The 14821-nt window shown below is 72.7% G+C and carries 14 protein-coding genes; 4 read left to right on the plus strand and 10 right to left on the minus strand.

What is annotated here, in order from left to right; translation table 11 throughout:
• Position 1: 1 nt before the first annotated feature.
• From N912_RS0113325 to N912_RS51595, 4 genes are all read right to left on the minus strand, one after another.
• A complete protein-coding gene (locus N912_RS0113325; protein ID WP_028922826.1) occupies positions 2–205 on the minus strand; it encodes a 2-hydroxymuconate tautomerase in 204 nt (67 codons plus the stop codon).
• A 73-nt stretch (positions 206–278) separates the two neighbouring features.
• The gene (locus tag N912_RS0113330; RefSeq protein WP_037064315.1) at positions 279–1046 is read right to left on the minus strand and encodes a 2-keto-4-pentenoate hydratase; all 768 of its coding nucleotides are present in this window, start codon (positions 1044–1046) and stop codon (positions 279–281) included.
• 4 nt (positions 1047–1050) lie between these two features.
• A complete protein-coding gene (locus N912_RS0113335) occupies positions 1051–1839 on the minus strand; it encodes a 2-keto-4-pentenoate hydratase (protein ID WP_028922828.1) in 789 nt (262 codons plus the stop codon).
• Complete coding sequence (locus N912_RS51595; protein ID WP_064745246.1) at positions 1796–2620, minus strand: IclR family transcriptional regulator; 825 nt, start codon at positions 2618–2620, stop codon at positions 1796–1798. Before N912_RS51595 ends, N912_RS0113335 begins: the two co-directional genes overlap by 44 nt.
• A 160-nt stretch (positions 2621–2780) precedes the next feature.
• On the opposite strand from N912_RS51595, the gene N912_RS0113345 reads away from it, so the two are divergent.
• A complete protein-coding gene (locus N912_RS0113345; RefSeq protein WP_245645265.1) occupies positions 2781–6281 on the plus strand; it encodes an indolepyruvate ferredoxin oxidoreductase family protein in 3501 nt (1166 codons plus the stop codon).
• A 2-nt stretch (positions 6282–6283) separates the two neighbouring features.
• Here N912_RS0113345 and N912_RS63480 read toward each other — a convergent pair whose 3' ends face one another.
• The gene (locus tag N912_RS63480; protein WP_156993517.1) at positions 6284–6442 is read right to left on the minus strand and encodes a hypothetical protein; all 159 of its coding nucleotides are present in this window, start codon (positions 6440–6442) and stop codon (positions 6284–6286) included.
• 102 nt (positions 6443–6544) lie between these two features.
• Here N912_RS63480 and N912_RS0113355 point away from each other — a divergent pair, with 102 nt between their 5' ends.
• Both N912_RS0113355 and N912_RS0113360 read left to right on the plus strand, forming a co-directional pair.
• Positions 6545–6784 (plus strand): type II toxin-antitoxin system Phd/YefM family antitoxin, encoded by a 240-nt coding sequence (locus N912_RS0113355; RefSeq protein ID WP_028922830.1) that lies wholly within the window; start codon positions 6545–6547, stop codon positions 6782–6784.
• Positions 6768–7154: a type II toxin-antitoxin system VapC family toxin gene (locus tag N912_RS0113360; RefSeq protein ID WP_028922831.1), complete on the plus strand. Its 387-nt coding sequence runs from the start codon at positions 6768–6770 to the stop codon at positions 7152–7154. The genes N912_RS0113355 and N912_RS0113360 overlap by 17 nt, the downstream gene beginning before the upstream one ends.
• A gap of 2 nt (positions 7155–7156) precedes the next feature.
• Here N912_RS0113360 and N912_RS63485 read toward each other — a convergent pair whose 3' ends face one another.
• The 4 genes from N912_RS63485 to pruA form a co-directional block, all read right to left on the minus strand.
• Positions 7157–7303 carry a hypothetical protein gene (locus N912_RS63485; RefSeq protein WP_156993520.1) on the minus strand — a complete coding sequence of 49 codons (147 nt, stop codon included), beginning with the start codon at positions 7301–7303 and terminating at the stop codon, positions 7157–7159.
• Between the two features lie 75 nt (positions 7304–7378).
• Complete coding sequence (locus tag N912_RS51600) at positions 7379–8866, minus strand: APC family permease (RefSeq protein WP_051580127.1); 1488 nt, start codon at positions 8864–8866, stop codon at positions 7379–7381.
• A 27-nt stretch (positions 8867–8893) separates the two neighbouring features.
• A complete protein-coding gene (locus tag N912_RS0113375) occupies positions 8894–9808 on the minus strand; it encodes a proline dehydrogenase family protein (protein ID WP_028922832.1) in 915 nt (304 codons plus the stop codon).
• 2 nt (positions 9809–9810) lie between these two features.
• The gene (gene pruA / locus N912_RS0113380) at positions 9811–11436 is read right to left on the minus strand and encodes an L-glutamate gamma-semialdehyde dehydrogenase (protein WP_028922833.1); all 1626 of its coding nucleotides are present in this window, start codon (positions 11434–11436) and stop codon (positions 9811–9813) included.
• 125 nt (positions 11437–11561) lie between these two features.
• Between pruA and N912_RS51605 the strand changes: the two genes are divergently transcribed.
• Positions 11562–13226 (plus strand): PucR family transcriptional regulator, encoded by a 1665-nt coding sequence (locus tag N912_RS51605; protein ID WP_051580128.1) that lies wholly within the window; start codon positions 11562–11564, stop codon positions 13224–13226.
• Here the strand turns inward: N912_RS51605 and sthA are convergent.
• Entirely contained in the window at positions 13165–14604 is a 1440-nt protein-coding gene (gene sthA, locus N912_RS51610; protein WP_051580288.1) for a Si-specific NAD(P)(+) transhydrogenase, read from the minus strand. The genes N912_RS51605 and sthA overlap by 62 nt on opposite strands.
• Positions 14605–14821: the final 217 nt, after the last annotated feature.

Consider the following 14821-nt stretch of genomic DNA (forward strand, 5'->3'; position numbering starts at 1 on the left):
CTCAGCGCTTGCCGGCCGCCCGCAGCTCGGCCACCGACTCACCGCCCACGAACCAGAGGTCCGGCTCGCTCTCGCGCACCACCACCCGCACCGACTCCGCCGGCGCCCCCAACGACCGCTGCACCGCCTCCGTAACCTCCCGCCCCAACGCGGCCAGCTGCTCCGGCGTACGCCCGGCCAACAACGTGATCTGCACCAACGGCATATGCATCCTCCCAGGTCAGAACCCGTGAGTGGTTAGCGTTGCCATAGCAACGCTAACCACTCACGGGTGGTGATCAGCGGCAACCGAGTTCGAGGGTGCCGAGACGGTCGATGGCGGCGACCACGACGTCGCCGGGGGCAACGGGGACAGCGGCGGTCAGGCCGCCGGAAAGGACGACCTCGCCGGCGCGCAGGCCCTCGCCCCGAGCGGACAGCGTGCGGACCAGCCAGGCGACGGCGGCGGCGGGGTGGCCGAGCGAGGCGGAGCCGGAGGCGGTGGCCACTACCTCGCCGTTGTGCTCCAGCAGGATGCCGACCAGGCGCAGGTCGATCCCGGTCACCGGGACGGGGGCGCCGATCAGGTAGCGGGCGGCGGAGGTGTTGTCGGCGACCACGTCGGGCATGGTGAACCGGTAGTCGCGGAACCGGGAGTCCAGGATCTCCAGGCCGACGGCCACGCCGGAGGTGGCGGCCAGGACGTCGGAGGCGGTCACGTGCGCGCCGGACAGGTCGCGGCCGAGCACGAAGACGATCTCCGGCTCGGCGCGCGGCTGGATCAGCTCGGCGGTGTGCAGCGGGGCGCCGATGTCCAGCGCGTTCCCGGCGGCCAGGAAGCCGTAGATCGGGTCCGCCACGCCGACCTGGGCCTGCTTGGAGCGCGAGGTCAGCCCCAGCTTCCAGCCGGCCAGCGGACCGGCCTGGGCGCGCAGCTCGCGCTGGACGGCGTATCCGGTGGCCAGGTCCAGGTCGGGCAGCTCGTCGGTGAGCGGCTCCAGCGCGGTGCGGTCGGTGACGGCCTTGGTCAGGCGGGCGGCCAGCTCGGTCACGTTGATGTCGGTCATGTCGTCAGGCCCCCGTCACTCGCACCGTCACCGGCCCGAGCCGGTCGAACTCCGCTCGGAACACGTCTCCAGGGTTCATCGGCACCGCCGCGTGCAGCGCCCCCGTCATGATCAGGTGGCCCGGTTCCAGCGCGATGCCCTCGGCGCCGAGCACGTTCGCCAGCCAGGCCACCACCGCCACCGGGTCGCCGAGCGCGGCCGCCCCGGCGCCGGTGTCGACCAGCTCGCCGTTGCGGGTCAGGGTCATGCCGATCAGGCGGGTGTCCAGGTCGTCGACAGGCACCAGCCGGCTGGAGGTGGCGACGGCGCCGTTGGAGGCCAGGTCGGCCACGGTGTCCGCGAGCTTGATCCGCCAGTCCTGGATCCGCGAGTCCACGATCTCCATCGCGGCCGCCGCGCCGGCGATGGCCCGCCGCGCGTCGGTGATGCCGACCCCGGGGCCGGCCAGCCGGGAGCCGAGCACGAACACGATCTCCGCCTCGATCTTCGGCTGGATGAACCTTTCGACCGGCACGTCGTCGCCGTCGGCGTACACCGTGGAGGCCAGCACCGGCCCGTAGTCCGGGGAGTCGACGCCGATCATGCGCTGCATGGCCTTGGACGTCAGGCCGACCTTGTAGCCGATGACCCGGTCGCCGTCGGCGAGCAGCAGCGGCACCAGCTCGCGCTGGATGGCGTACCCGTCGGACATCCCGAGGCTCGGGTCCTCGTCGGTGAACGGCGGGATGGGCACCCGCGTCCGCCGCGCCTCATACAGCGCGCGGGCCTTTGCGGGTGCGTCCGTTACGGGCATCTCTCGGGTCTCCTGTCGTTGGTTCTGACCACCCAAGCCGGCGGGACACCGCCTCGCCGGCCTGCATCACCGCGAGCGCGAGCCGCCGGCGCGGCACTCCCCGGAACCGTACGACGGGCGCCCGGATGCTGATCGCGGCGACCACCGCCTCGGTGAGGTCGCGGATCGGCGCGGCCAGCGTGGCCACCCCGACCTCGCGCTCGTTGACCGACTCGGCCCAGCCCCGGGCGCGGACCATCGCCAGCTCGTCGCGCAGCCGTGCCCGGTCGGTGATGGTGTACCTGGTGAACGGGGTGAGCGTGGCGGTGGCCAGGAACTGGTCGCGTTCGGCGTCCGGGCGGTAGGCCAGCAGCACCTTCCCGGTGCTGGTGCAGTGCATCGGCCAGCGCCAGCCGGTCTCGGTGCCGGTGCGCAGCGAGCTGGCCGTCTCCATGTGTTCCACGTACACCACGTCGTCGCCCTCGGGAATGCCGACGTGCGCGGACTCACCTGTCTGCTCGCGCAGCCGGGCGAGCACGGACAGCGCCGCGGAGTGCAGGTCCATCCGGGCGCGGACGGCCTCGCCGAGCTCGAACACCAGGATGCTCAGCCGGTACCGGCCGGTGCGCCCGTCCTGCTCGACCAGGCCCTCGCGGCGCAGCGTGGTGAGCAGCCGGTGCACGGTGCTCTTGCCCAGCCGCAGCCGCCGCGCCAGCTCGGAGACGCCGAGCTCGCTCTCGGTGGCGAAGGCCTTGAGCAGTCGGGCGGCGTTGCGCACGGTGGACAGCGTCGCGTCAGGCATCACCGGTCGCCCGTCATGTTCTGGTATCTCCGAACATCAAGTGCTCGGTTCGGACGCTAGGCGGGCGCCGGGGACGCGTCAAGCGCTCCCGTTGCCGATCGGGCAGAGTGGTGCGCACAATCCCCGCCGAGGTGGTACGCGGTAGATCAGGAGCGAGCCGGTGACGTCAACGTCCGAAATGGGCACGGCCGTGCCCGTCGAGTTCTCGCTGGCGCAGCGGTACCGGGCAGGGGCGGGCCCGGTGCTGGTGACCGGGGTGCAGGCCATCGGCCGGATGCTGGCCGAGCAGCACGCCGCCGACGCGCGCGCCGGGCTGCGGACGATGTCGTTCGTCTCCGGATACCAGGGCAGCCCGCTCGGCGGCCTGGACCGGACGCTGGCCGGCGCGCCCGAGCTGGTCGAGACGGCGGGGCTGAAGCTGGTGCCGGCGGTGAACGAGGAGCTGGCGGCCACCGCCATCTGGGGCAGCCAGGTCGAGGTGCCGGGGCGCTCGCGGGGCGTGGACGGCGCGGTCGGGGTCTGGTACGGCAAGGCGCCGGGGGTGGACCGGGCCGGTGACCCGATGCGGCACGCCAACATCTGCGGCGCCGACCCGCGCGGCGGGGTGCTGGTGCTGGCCGGCGACGACCCGGCGTGCAAGTCCTCGACCATCCCCTGCATGAGCGAGCGGACGCTGGCCGGCTTCGGGCTGCCGGTGCTGTATCCCGGCACCGCCGAGGAGATCGTCCGGCTGGGCCGCTACGGGGTGGCGCTGTCCCGGGCGTCCGGGATCTGGGTCGGCATGAAGATCGTCGCGGACGTGGCGGACGGGGTGTGGACCGTCGACGGTGACGTCGGCGAGGTGGACATCACCGTGCCCGAGCTGGAGTGGGAGGGGCGGCCGTGGCAGTACGAGCAGGTGCCGATGCTGATCCCGCCGGCCTCGCTGCGCGCCGAGGAGCAGCTCTACGGGCCGCGCTGGGCGATGCTGCGCGCGTTCCTGGCGGCGAACCCGATCAACGCCGTGGAGCTGGACACCCCTGACGCCTGGCTGGGCATCGCGGCCGGCGGGAAGGCGTTCCACGACGTCCGCCAGGCGCTGCGCGACCTCGGGCTGGCCGACGACGACGCGGTCCGTCGGGCCGGGATCCGGCTGCTGCGCCTGGGCATGGTGCACCCGCTGGAGCGCGACCTGCTGCGGCGGTTCGCCACCGGGCTGGACAGCGTCCTGGTGGTCGAGGAGAAGACCGAGTTCGTGGAGTCCGCCGTCCGGGACGCGCTGTACCGGCTGCCGGGCGCGCCCGAGGTGCTTGGCTCTTACGATCAAGATGGAGCGCCGCTGGTGCCGGTCGCCGGGGAGATCACCGCCGCCGCGCTGGCCGGCCCGCTGCGCCGCGTCCTGCGGGCGCGCCCCCGGGCCGCCGAGCTGCTCGCGCCCCCGCCGCCGCCCGCTCGCGCCACGCTGGAGCTGCTGCCGGTCTCGCGCACGCCGTACTTCTGCTCCGGCTGCCCGCACAACCGCTCCACGCTGCTGCCGGAAGGCTCGGTGGCCGGCGGCGGGATCGGCTGCCACGCCATGGTGGCGATGGTCGGGCGCCCGGAGTCGCAGGTGTCCTCGCTGACCCAGATGGGCGGCGAGGGGGCGCAGTGGATCGGGCAGTCCGCGCTGTTGGACGGGGACGCGCACGCCTTCCAGAACATGGGCGACGGGACGTTCGCGCACTCCGGGCAGCTGGCGGTGCAGGCCTGCGTCGCGGCCGGGGTGTCGATCACCTACAAGCTGCTCTACAACAAGGCCGTCGCGATGACCGGCGGCCAGGACGCCGAGGGCGGCCTGGAGGTGCCCGCGCTGACCCGCAAGCTGGCCGCCGAGGGCGTCGCCAGGATCATCGTGTGCGCCGACGAGCCGGAGCGGTACCGGTCGATGGAGGCGCTGGCCGCGGGAGCCGAGCTGTGGCACCGGGACCGGCTGGACGAGGCGCAGCGGGTGCTGGCGGCGATCCCCGGCGTGACGGTGTTGATCTACGACCAGCGCTGCGCGGCGGAGTCGCGGCGGCTGCGCAAGCGCGGCGTGCTGCCGGTGCGGCCCACCCGGGTGGTGATCAACGAGGCGGTCTGCGAGGGCTGCGGCGACTGCGGGGCGAAGAGCAACTGCCTGTCCGTGCAACCGGTGGACACCGAGTTCGGCCGCAAGACCCGGATCGACCAGACCTCGTGCAACACCGACTACACCTGCCTGACCGGCGACTGCCCGTCGTTCGTGACGGTGGAGCAGCCCTCGGGCGGGGCGCGGCCGGCGTCGTCATCCGGGCGGCGTCCAGAGCCGCCGGAGGTTCCGGAGCTGTCCTGGCGGGCGCCGACGGGCACGGTGGACGTGTTCCTGGCCGGCATCGGCGGTACCGGCATCGTGACCGTCAACCAGGTGCTGGCCAGCGCGGCGGTGCGCGACGGGCTGGCCGTGCACGGGGTCGACCAGACCGGGCTGTCGCAGAAGGCCGGGCCGGTGGTGTCGCACCTGCGGGTGGCCGCCGACGCCGGCGAGCTGGCGCCGGCGAACCGGGTCGGGCCGGGGCGGGCGGACTGCTACCTGGCGTTCGACGCGCTGGTCGGCGCGGACGCGCGCAACCTTTCCTATGCCAGCGCGGACGCGACCACGGCGGTGGTGTCCACCAGCGAGGTGCCCACCGGCTCGATGGTGCGCGACGCCTCGGTGACCGCCCCGGAGGGCGGCTCGCTGCTCGACCGGATCGGCACCACCGTGCGCGAGCTGGTGGCGCTGGACGCGGCCGGTGCCGCGCTGGCGCTCTTCGGCGACGCCATGCCGGCGACGTTCCTGCTGGTCGGCGCCGCGTACCAGAAGGGCGCGCTGCCGTTCTCGGCGGCCGCCGTCGAGTGGGCGATCGAGCTGAACGGCGTGGCCGTGGCCGCGAACACCGCCGCGTTCCGCTGGGGCCGCGTCGCGGTGGCCGACCCCGACGCGTTCGCCGCCGCCACCACCCGCACCGCCGCCGGCGCCGCCGAACCGGTGGAGCTGCCCGCCGGGCTGGACCTGGGCGAGCTGGCCGGCGAGACGCGGCGGCTGGCGCGGGTCAGGGCCGCCGGGCTGGTCGGCTTCCAGGACGTGGCCACCGCGCGCCGCTACCTGGACGCGGTCCGCGCCGCCTGGCGGGCCGAACGCGCGCTCGGCGAGCGCACCGCGTACAGCGAGGCGGTGGCGCGCGGCCTGCACAAGCTGACCGCCTACAAGGACGAGTACGAGGTGGCCCGGCTGCTCACCGACCCGGAGTTCGAACGCCGGCTCGCCACCGAGGTCCCCGGCGGGACGAAGATGCGCTACCGGCTGCACCCGCCGCTGCTGCGCGCGCTCGGTCGGGACAAGAAGATCGCGTTCGGGCCGTGGCTGCGGCCGGCGCTGCGCACGCTCGCGCACGCCAAGCGGCTGCGCGGCACGCCGCTGGACCCGTTCGGCCGCACCGAGGTCCGCCGGGTGGAGCGCGAGCTGCGCGACTCGTACACCGCCATGATCCGCCGGCTCACCGACGGGCTGACGGCGGAGAACTACGACACCGCCGTGGCCGCCGCCGACGCCGCCGACCTGGTGCGCGGATACGAGCAGGTCAAGCTGGACAACGTGGCCCGCTACCGGGCCCGGCTGGCCGAGCTCGGGGTCGCCGACGGCTAGAGCTACGCCGTCTGCTCCACCTTCGGCAGCTTCGCGATCAGCTCCTTGATCGTGTGCTGCAGGTCCGCCTGGTCGTGCCCGAAGTCGAACAGGAACGAGCGCAACGCCGCGGTGAGCAGCGCAAGCTCGCGCTCTGTGACCTCAATCACATACGTACTCATGTGACCACGGTAGATCGCGCCCGCCCGGCACGCACCACTTCCCGTCGATGCACCATGCTCTGGACTAAACTAAGTCGGACTAGCTACGCTGTGGGCGTGGCGATGAACGTCAATATCCACGAGGCGAAGACCCACCTGTCGCGGCTGCTGGAGAGGGTCGCGGCGGGGGAGCGCGTTGTGATCTCCAAGGCGGGCAAGCCGATCGCCGACCTGGTGCCGCACCAGGCCTCGCGGGTCGCCTTCGGCGGGCTGAAGGGCCAGCTCAGCTACGACGACGCGGCGTTCGCCGAGGTCGACCCGGACATCCAGCGCATGTTCTACGGCGATGATGCTGCTTCTTGACAGCCAGGTCGTGCTCTGGGTCCTCGACGACAACCCCCGGCTCGGCGCCGACGCCAGGAACACGATCGGCTCGGCGCCCGGCGTGTTCGTGTCCGCCGCGACGGTCTGGGAGCTGACCATCAAGTCGATGCTCGGCAAGCTGTCGGTCCCCGCCGACCTGGCTGGGCACCTGGTCGAGCAGGGGTTCGCGCCGCTCAACGTCAACGCCGAGGACGCCGAGGCGATCCGCGACTTTCCCGAGCTGGCGCGACACGACCCGTTCGACAGGTTGCTGGTCGCCCAGGCGCACCGGGCCGGCCTGAGTCTCCTCACGGCCGACCGGGTGCTGCTGAAGCTGGACAGGGACTTCGTGGTCGACGCCACGGTGTGACGTCAGCGGGCGGTGCGGCGGAACAGCGGCACGAGCACGGCGGCCACCGCGTTCACCGCCACCGTCGAGACCACGGCGGCGGCGCGCCGAACGCGGCCGTCGCGGGCGGTCGACTGGGCGGGGACGACGGTGGCGGTGATCTCGGTCATGGTTCCTCCTCGGTGGGTTCCTGCCCATGCGTCGAACCAGCCCGCGCCGGATCAACACGTCCGGGGAGAAACTTTTCAGGGGCGCTCGTGCCTCGGCGGGTTGCCCTCCGACTCCGCCTGCTCGACCAGCGCCAGCCGCGAGTGCCGCCGGCTGTAGAACAGGTAGACGACCAGGCCGATGGCGAACCAGATGATGAACCGCAGGTAGGTCTTGGCCTCCAGGAACGCGATCAGCCAGATCGAGAAGGCGACGCCGATGATCGGAACGACCGGCATCCACGGCAGCCGGAACGCGCGGGGCAGGTCCGGCTGCCGGTAGCGGAGCACGATCACCGCGACGCACACGACGATGAACGCCAGCAGGATGCCGATGTTGGTGAGCTCGGCGGCCTCGTTGATGTTGAGCAGCCCGGCGATCACGGCCGAGGCGATGCCGAGCACCCAGGTGACCCGGCTGGGCACCTGGCGGGTCGAGTGGGTCTTGCCGAACCACGCCGGGAGCAGGCCGTCGCGGCTCATGGAGTACCCCACCCGGGACGCGCCGAGCAGGAAGGTGAACATGACGGTGAGGATGCCGAGGATCGCGCCGACCGCGATGACGATCGCGACGGCGTTGAGCCCGACGGAGGCGAACGCGCTGGAGAACGCGGCCTTGGTGTCGATGTCCGAGTAGCGGACCATGCCGGTCAGCACCAGGCAGGCGAGCACGTAGAGCACCATCGAGACGGCCAGCGAGTAGAGGATCGCCTTGGGCATGTGCCGCTGCGAGTCGGTGGACTCCTCGGCCGCCGTGCTCATCGCGTCGTAGCCGAACACCGCGAAGAACACCGTCGCCGCCCCGGCGAACGCACCGGCCAGGCCGGACGGGAAGAACGGCTGGTAGTTGCCGGCCTTGATGTGGAACACCCCGACCACGATGACCAGCAGCACGATGCCGACCTTGAGGTAGACCAGGCTGGTCTCGAACCGGGCGGCGCTGCGCATCCCCCGGTTGAGCACGTACGCGATCAGCAGGCAGAGCAGGACGGCGAAGAGGTCGATCTTGTACGAGCCGCTGGGGACCCCGGCCGGTTCGGTGCCTGGCGCGCCGGACATCCACAACGGCAACTTGATGTTCAGGTATCCGAGCAAGGCGTTGAAGTAGCCCGAGATGCCGATGGCCACCACCGACACGATCGCGGTGTACTCCAGCAGCAGGTCCCAACCGATGAACCAGGCGATCGGCTCACCGAGCACCGCGTAGCCGTAGGTGTACGCGGAGCCGGCCCGGGGGATCAGGCCGGCGAACTCGGCGTAGGACAGCGCCGCCGCCGCGCTGGCCACCCCGGCGATCAGGAACGAGATCAGCACCGCCGGGCCGGCCGGGTGGTCCTTGTGGTTCGCCACCGAGCCGGCCAGCGCGAAGATGCCCGCCCCGATGATGCCGCCGACGCCGATCGCGGTGAGCTGCCACAGTCCTAACGTCCGCTTGAGCCCGCCTTCCGCCGGTTCCTCGGCGATGTGCTCGATGGGCAGGCGGCGGAATACTCCGGTACCACCTGACGTGGGCGACGACGTCGTCATGGTTTCCCCTCTTGGTGGTGCTGATAATCAGTGCCGGCTGGTGAGCGAGCGGAGGAAGAACATCATGTTGGCCGGACGCTCGCCGAGCCTGCGCATGAAGTACGGGAACCAGGCCGAGCCGTAGGGCAGGTACACCCGCACCCGGCGGCCGGCCTGGGCGAGCGCGCGCTGCGCCCTCGGGCGGACCCCGTAGAGCATCTGGAACTCGAAGTTGCCCCGCGCGGCGGCCAGTTCCTCGGCGTAGGTGATCAGCGCGGGGTCGTGGGTGGCCACCATCGGGTAGCCCTGGCCGTTCATCAGGACGCGCAGGCAGCGCCGATAGGAGGCGTCCACCTCGGCGCGGTCCCGGTACGCCACCGAGGACGGCTCGTCGTAGGCGCCCTTGCACAGCCGCACCCGCGAGCCGGGGCCGGCCAGCTCGGCGCAGTCCGCCTCGGTGCGGCGCAGGTAGGCCTGGAGCACGGCGCCGGTGTCCGGGAAGTCGCGGCGCAGCGCGCGGACCGTCTCCAGGGTGGCGTCGGTGGTGGTGCGGTCCTCCATGTCCACGGTGACGGTGGTGCCCACGGACGCCGCCCGCGCGCAGATCGACGCGGCGTTGTCGGTGGCCAGCTCGGCGCCGCCGTTCGGGAGCGCGGCGCCCAGCGCGGACAGCTTGATCGACACCTCCACCCGGTCCGCCATGCCCTCGGCGCCCACCCGGTCCAGCAGCGACAGGTACGCCGACGTCGCGTCCTCGGCCTGGGCGCGCGACGTCGTGTTCTCCCCGAGGTGGTCCATGGAGACGAACCTGTCGGCGGTGAGCTGGCGGGCCACGGCCAGCGCGCGGTCCAGGTCGGCGCCGGCGACGAACCTGTCCACCACCGGGCGGGCCAGCGCGGAGTGTTCGGCGGCCGAGCGCAGCCCGGGCGAGCGGGCGGCCGAGAGCAGTGCGGACCTGAGCATCTTCACCCCTGGTGCGGGTAGCGGACGGTCTTCGGCGGGTTCAGGTTCTCCTTGATCGAGCGCGGGCTGGTCCAGCGCAGCAGGTTGAACACCGAGCCGGCCTTGTCGTTGGTCCCGGACGCGCGCGCACCGCCGAAGGGCTGCTGGCCGACCACCGCGCCGGTGGGCCGGTCGTTGATGTAGAAGTTGCCGGCGGTGAACCGCAGCGCCTCGGTGGCCCTGGTCAGGGCGGCGCGGTCGGTGCCGACGATCGCGCCGGTCAGCCCGTACGGCGCGCCCTTGTCGACCACGTCCAGGATCCGGTCGAACTCGGCATCCTCGTACACATGCACCGCCAGCAGCGGGCCGAAGTACTCGGTGCGGAACAGGTGGTGGTCCGGGTCGCGGCCGACCACCAGGGTGGGCTTCACGAAGTAGCCCTCGGCGTCGTCCGCGGTGCCGCCGGCCAGCACCTCGCAGTCCGGGTCGGACGCCGTGCGGCGCAGCACGTCGTCGAGCTTGTCGTAGGACCGGCGGTCGATCACCGCGCCGAGGAAGTTGGACAGGTCGGCCACGTCGCCCATCGGCAGCGAGCGCACCTCGTCGACGATGTCGTCGCGCATCCGGTCCCACACCGAGCGCGGCACGAACGCCCGCGAGGCCGCCGAGCACTTCTGCCCGGAGTACTCGTAGGCGCCCCGCACCAGCGCGGTGCGCAGCACGTCCGGGTCGGCCGAGGCGTGGGCCAGCACGAAGTCCTTGCCGCCGGTCTCGCCGACCAGCCGGGGGTAGCCGCGATAGCGCCCGATGTTTGCCCCGACCTGGCCCCACAGGTACTGGAACGTCGCCGTCGACCCGGTGAAGTGGATGCCGGCCAGGTTCTCGTCGGCCAGCAGCACCTCGGACAGCGCCTTCCCGTCCCCCGTCATCATGTTGATCACGCCGGGCGGCATGCCGGCCTCCTCCAGCAGCCGCATGGTGTACCAGGCGGCGAGCGTCTGGGTCGGCGAGGGCTTCCAGATCACCGTGTTGCCCATCAGCGCCGGCGCGGTGGGCAGGTTGCCGGCAATGGCGGTGAAGTTGAACGGCGTGATGGCGTAGACGAAGCCCTCCAGCGGGCGGTGGTCCATCCGGTTCCACACGCCGGGGGAGGAGTTCGGCTGCTCGGCGAGGATCCGCCGCGCGTAGCTGACGTTGAACCGCCAGAAGTCGGCCAGCTCGCACGCCGAGTCGATCTCGGCCTGGATCGCGGTCTTGGACTGGCCGAGCATGGTGGCCGCGTTCAGGGTGTCGCGCCACGGGCCGGAGAGCAGGTCGGCGGCCCGCAGCAGCACCGAGGCCCTGGCCTCGAAGGGCAGCTCGCGCCACGGCGCGGCGGCGCGCAGCGCGGCGTCCACGGCGAGCTTGGCGTCGTCGGCGGTGGCGGTGCCGAAGGTGCCCAGGACGTGGGCGTGCTTGTGCGGCTGAACGACGTCCACGGAACGGCCGGCGCCGAGCCGCTGGTCGCCGTCGATGGTCTGGGTGAGCTCGTGCTCCCGGCCGGCCAGCTCCGCCAGGCGGGCGGTCAAGCCGGCTCGCTCGGGCGAGCCTGGTGCGTAGTCCCGGACCGGCTCGTTGCGCGGCGCCGGGGTCGTTGCGATCGCGTCCATGATGTCCGCACCTCTGCACGTCGGAGACCTGGGTAAGTGCACGCAAGGTATCCACGCGCGACCTGCGGAACGTTGGCCGAAGGGTTATAGTCGGCGTCACTTCGTTGTCGGATCGGACAATCTTGATGGCTGGCGCTCGGCTGGACCTGCTGCTCGACGGGATCGAGGGCACGCTGGCGGACCTCCCGGTGGTGCCGGCGTCGGGCTGCCCGTCGGTGGTCGGGCTGGCGATCCTGGACCCTGACGACGAGTTCGGCGACCACCACGACGAGCTGGTGCTGGTCATCGGCGCGCGGGGGCGGGAGTCGCTGCCGTTCCTGAGGGCGGCGGCGCGCAGCGGGGCGGTCGCGGTGGCCGTCAAGACCGGGCCGTCCGGGGCGGTGAGCGAACTGGCCTCGGCGGCGACCGAGGCGGGGGTGGCGCTGCTGGCGGTCCGGCCACAGGTGCGGTGGGACCGACTGGGTGCGCTGTTGCGCGAGCGGCTGGAGGCCTGGGAGTTCGGCGCCGGGGCGGGGCCGGCACCGGAGCCGTCGGGGGAGGGCCTGTTCGCGCTGGCCGAGGCCACCGCGCTGGTCACCGGCGGGATCGTGAGCATCGAGGACACCGGCAACCGGGTGCTGGCCTACTCCCGGTCCGAGGGCGGCGTGGACGAGCTGCGGCGGCTGTCCATCCTGGGCTGGCAGGGGCCGGAGAACTACATGGCCATGCTGCGTGAGTGGGGCGTGCTGGACCGGCTGCGCGCCGGCGAGCAGGTGGTCCGCGTCGAGGAGCACCTGGAGCTGGGGGTGCGGCCCCGGCTGGCCATCGGCATCCGGGCCGGCGCGCGCTACCTGGGCACCATCTGGGTGCAGCAGCGGTTCGACCCGGTCAGCGTGCCGTTCGCGGCGAAGGCCGAGGACGCGCTGGTCGGCGCCGCGCGGCTGGCAGCCGCCGAGATCCTGCGCCGCCGCGCCGGGCACGGCGGGGCGCCCGCGCACGACCACTTGGTCGAGCTGCTCACCGGGCGGGCCAACACCGACCTGGTCGCCGGGCGGCTGGGGCTCGACCCAGCGGCCGCCGCGCTGGTGGTGGCCTTCGACGGGCCGGTGGAGCCGGACGCGCCGTCCCGCGAGCTGCACCGCGACCAGGTCCGTGACGTGGTGTCCATGTACGCCACCGCGTACCACCGGACGGCGCTGGTCGGGGTCGTGGACGGGCGGGTGTACGCGGTGCTCTCCGGGGTGGCGCCGGACCGGGTGGGGCCGGCGCTGTTGTCCTGGGTGCGCGACGTGGTGGACGTGATCCGGTCCCGCACCGGGTTGCCGTGGCGGGCCGGGGTCGGCTCACCGGTGGCGGCGCTCGGCGGGCTGTCCGGGGCGCGCGCCGAGGCCGACCGGGTGCTCGACGCGCTGGCCCGGTCCGGTTCCTCGGCCTCGCGGGTGGCGACCATCTCCGACCTGCGCGCGGAGGTACTGCTCGGGGAGCTGCTGGACCTGCTCGGGCAGCGGCCTGAGCTGCGCCATCCCGGGGTGGCCGCGCTGGTCGAGCACGACGCGCGGCGCGGCGGCGAGCTGGTCGGGTCGCTGCTGGCGTACCTGGACGCGCTGGGCGACGTGCGGGTGGCGGCGGCCGCGCTGCACGTGCACCCGAACACGCTGCGGCACCGGCTGCGGCGGGCGCGGGCGGTGTCCGGGCTGACCCTGGAGGACCCGCGCGAGCGGCTGTCCTGCCACCTGCAGCTGGTGCTGGTCAGTCGGATGTCACGGCCGGCTCGGGCGCCGGTGCCGGCGCGAACACGTCCAGCGCCCTGATCTTGTTGAACACGTCCAGCGCGGCGACCTTGTACGCCTCGGACAGGGTGGGGTAGTTCAGCACCGTGTCCACCAGGTAGTCCACCGTGCCGCCGCAGCCCATGATGGCCTGCCCGATGTGCACCAGGTCGGTGGCGTTGGTGCCGAACACGTGCACCCCGAGCAGGGTGCGGTCCTCGGTGGAGACCAGCAGCTTGAGCATGCCGTAGGTGTCGCCGACGATCTGCCCCCTGGCCAGCTCGCGGTACCGGGACACGCCCACCTCGTAGGGCACCGAGGAGCGGGTCAGCTCGTCCTCGGTGGCGCCGCAGTAGGACACCTCCGGGATGGTGTAGATGCCGATCGGCTGCAGGCCGGCCAGCTCGCGCGCGGGCTCCCCGAACGCGTGGTGCGCGGCGAGGCGGCCCTGGTCCATGCTGTTCGCGGCCAGCGCCGGGAAGCCGATCACGTCGCCGACCGCGTAGATGTGCTCGACCGCCGTCCGGTAGTTGCCGTCCACCTTGATCCGCCCGCGCGCGTCGGACTCCAGCCCGGCCTCGCGCAGGTTCAGCTCCTCGGTGACGCCCTGGCGGCCCGCGGAGTACATCACCGTCTCGGCCGGGATGCGCTTGCCGCTGGCCAGGCTGGTCACCGTGCCCTTCTCGGAGACCTCCACCCTGGAGACCTCCTCGCCGAACCGGAACGTCACGGCCTGGTCGCGCAGGTGGAACTTGAGCGACTCCACCACCTCGGGGTCGCAGAACTCCAGCATCCGGTCCCGGCGCTCGACCACGGTGACCCGGGTGCCCAGCGCGGCGAACATCGAGGCGTACTCGATGCCGATCACCCCGGCGCCGACCACCACCATCGAGCCGGGCACCCGGTCCAGGTGTAGCACGCCGTCGGAGTCCAGCACGTGCAGGTCGTCGAACTCGACGTGCTTCGGGCGCGCCGGCCTGGTCCCGGTGGCGATCACGATCTTCTCGGCGGTGACGGTGCTGTTGTCGCCCCGGCCGGCGCCGGTGACCCGGATCGTGTGCGGGTCCAGGAAGCTGGCGGTGCCCTGCAGGATGTCGACGTGGTTGCGCAGCAGCTGGGCGCGGACCACCTGGACCTCGCGCCCCACCACGTGCTGGGTGCGGGCCATCAGGTCGGCGATGGTGATCTCGGACTTGACCCGGTAGCTCGCGCCGTAGAGGTCGCGCAGGGCGAACCCGGTCAGGTAGAGGACGGCCTCGCGCAGCGTCTTGGACGGGATGGTGCCGGTGTTCACGCACACCCCGCCGATCATGTTGCCGCGCTCCACCACCGCGACCCGTCTGCCCAGCTTGGCGGCGGCGATGGCGGCCTTCTGGCCACCGGGCCCGGACCCGATCACGACGAGGTCGTAGTCGTACATCGGCTTCCCCTCCACGGCCGGCGAACTGCGCGGTTCCAGCCTCACGCCGGCACCCTCCGTTGGCAAGGGCTTCGCTCGCCTCCTACCGGTCGCGCAGGGTAGTCCGTCGGCCCGGTCGGGCGCGGTCCGCTGTCCACAGCGCCGCGGCGAACCGGGGTTGTCCACAGCCGCGCCGCGCCGGCCCACGCGCCCCGATCGGCCCACGCACCCTGGTCGC

The sequence above is a fragment of the Actinospineispora acaciae DSM 45401 genome (assembly GCF_000620785.1).
In the GTDB taxonomy this organism is placed as follows: Bacteria; Actinomycetota; Actinomycetes; order Mycobacteriales; family Pseudonocardiaceae; genus Pseudonocardia; species Pseudonocardia acaciae.

Bases quoted from the DNA above. Each gene is read 5' to 3' on its own strand.
- N912_RS0113325 (WP_028922826.1), bottom strand. From the start codon at position 205: ATGCCGTTGGTGCAGATCACGTTGTTGGCCGGGCGTACGCCGGAGCAG.
- N912_RS63485 (WP_156993520.1), bottom strand. From the start codon at position 7,303: ATGACCGAGATCACCGCCACCGTCGTCCCCGCCCAGTCGACCGCCCGC.
- N912_RS0113360 (WP_028922831.1), top strand. From the start codon at position 6,768: ATGATGCTGCTTCTTGACAGCCAGGTCGTGCTCTGGGTCCTCGACGAC.
- N912_RS51595 (WP_064745246.1), bottom strand. From the start codon at position 2,620: ATGCCTGACGCGACGCTGTCCACCGTGCGCAACGCCGCCCGACTGCTC.
- N912_RS0113335 (WP_028922828.1), bottom strand. From the start codon at position 1,839: ATGCCCGTAACGGACGCACCCGCAAAGGCCCGCGCGCTGTATGAGGCG.
- N912_RS63480 (WP_156993517.1), bottom strand. From the start codon at position 6,442: ATGAGTACGTATGTGATTGAGGTCACAGAGCGCGAGCTTGCGCTGCTC.
- N912_RS0113355 (WP_028922830.1), top strand. From the start codon at position 6,545: ATGAACGTCAATATCCACGAGGCGAAGACCCACCTGTCGCGGCTGCTG.
- N912_RS0113330 (WP_037064315.1), bottom strand. From the start codon at position 1,046: ATGACCGACATCAACGTGACCGAGCTGGCCGCCCGCCTGACCAAGGCC.
- N912_RS51605 (WP_051580128.1), top strand. From the start codon at position 11,562: ATGGCTGGCGCTCGGCTGGACCTGCTGCTCGACGGGATCGAGGGCACG.
- N912_RS51600 (WP_051580127.1), bottom strand. From the start codon at position 8,866: ATGACGACGTCGTCGCCCACGTCAGGTGGTACCGGAGTATTCCGCCGC.
- pruA (WP_028922833.1), bottom strand. From the start codon at position 11,436: ATGGACGCGATCGCAACGACCCCGGCGCCGCGCAACGAGCCGGTCCGG.
- sthA (WP_051580288.1), bottom strand. From the start codon at position 14,604: ATGTACGACTACGACCTCGTCGTGATCGGGTCCGGGCCCGGTGGCCAG.
- N912_RS0113375 (WP_028922832.1), bottom strand. From the start codon at position 9,808: ATGCTCAGGTCCGCACTGCTCTCGGCCGCCCGCTCGCCCGGGCTGCGC.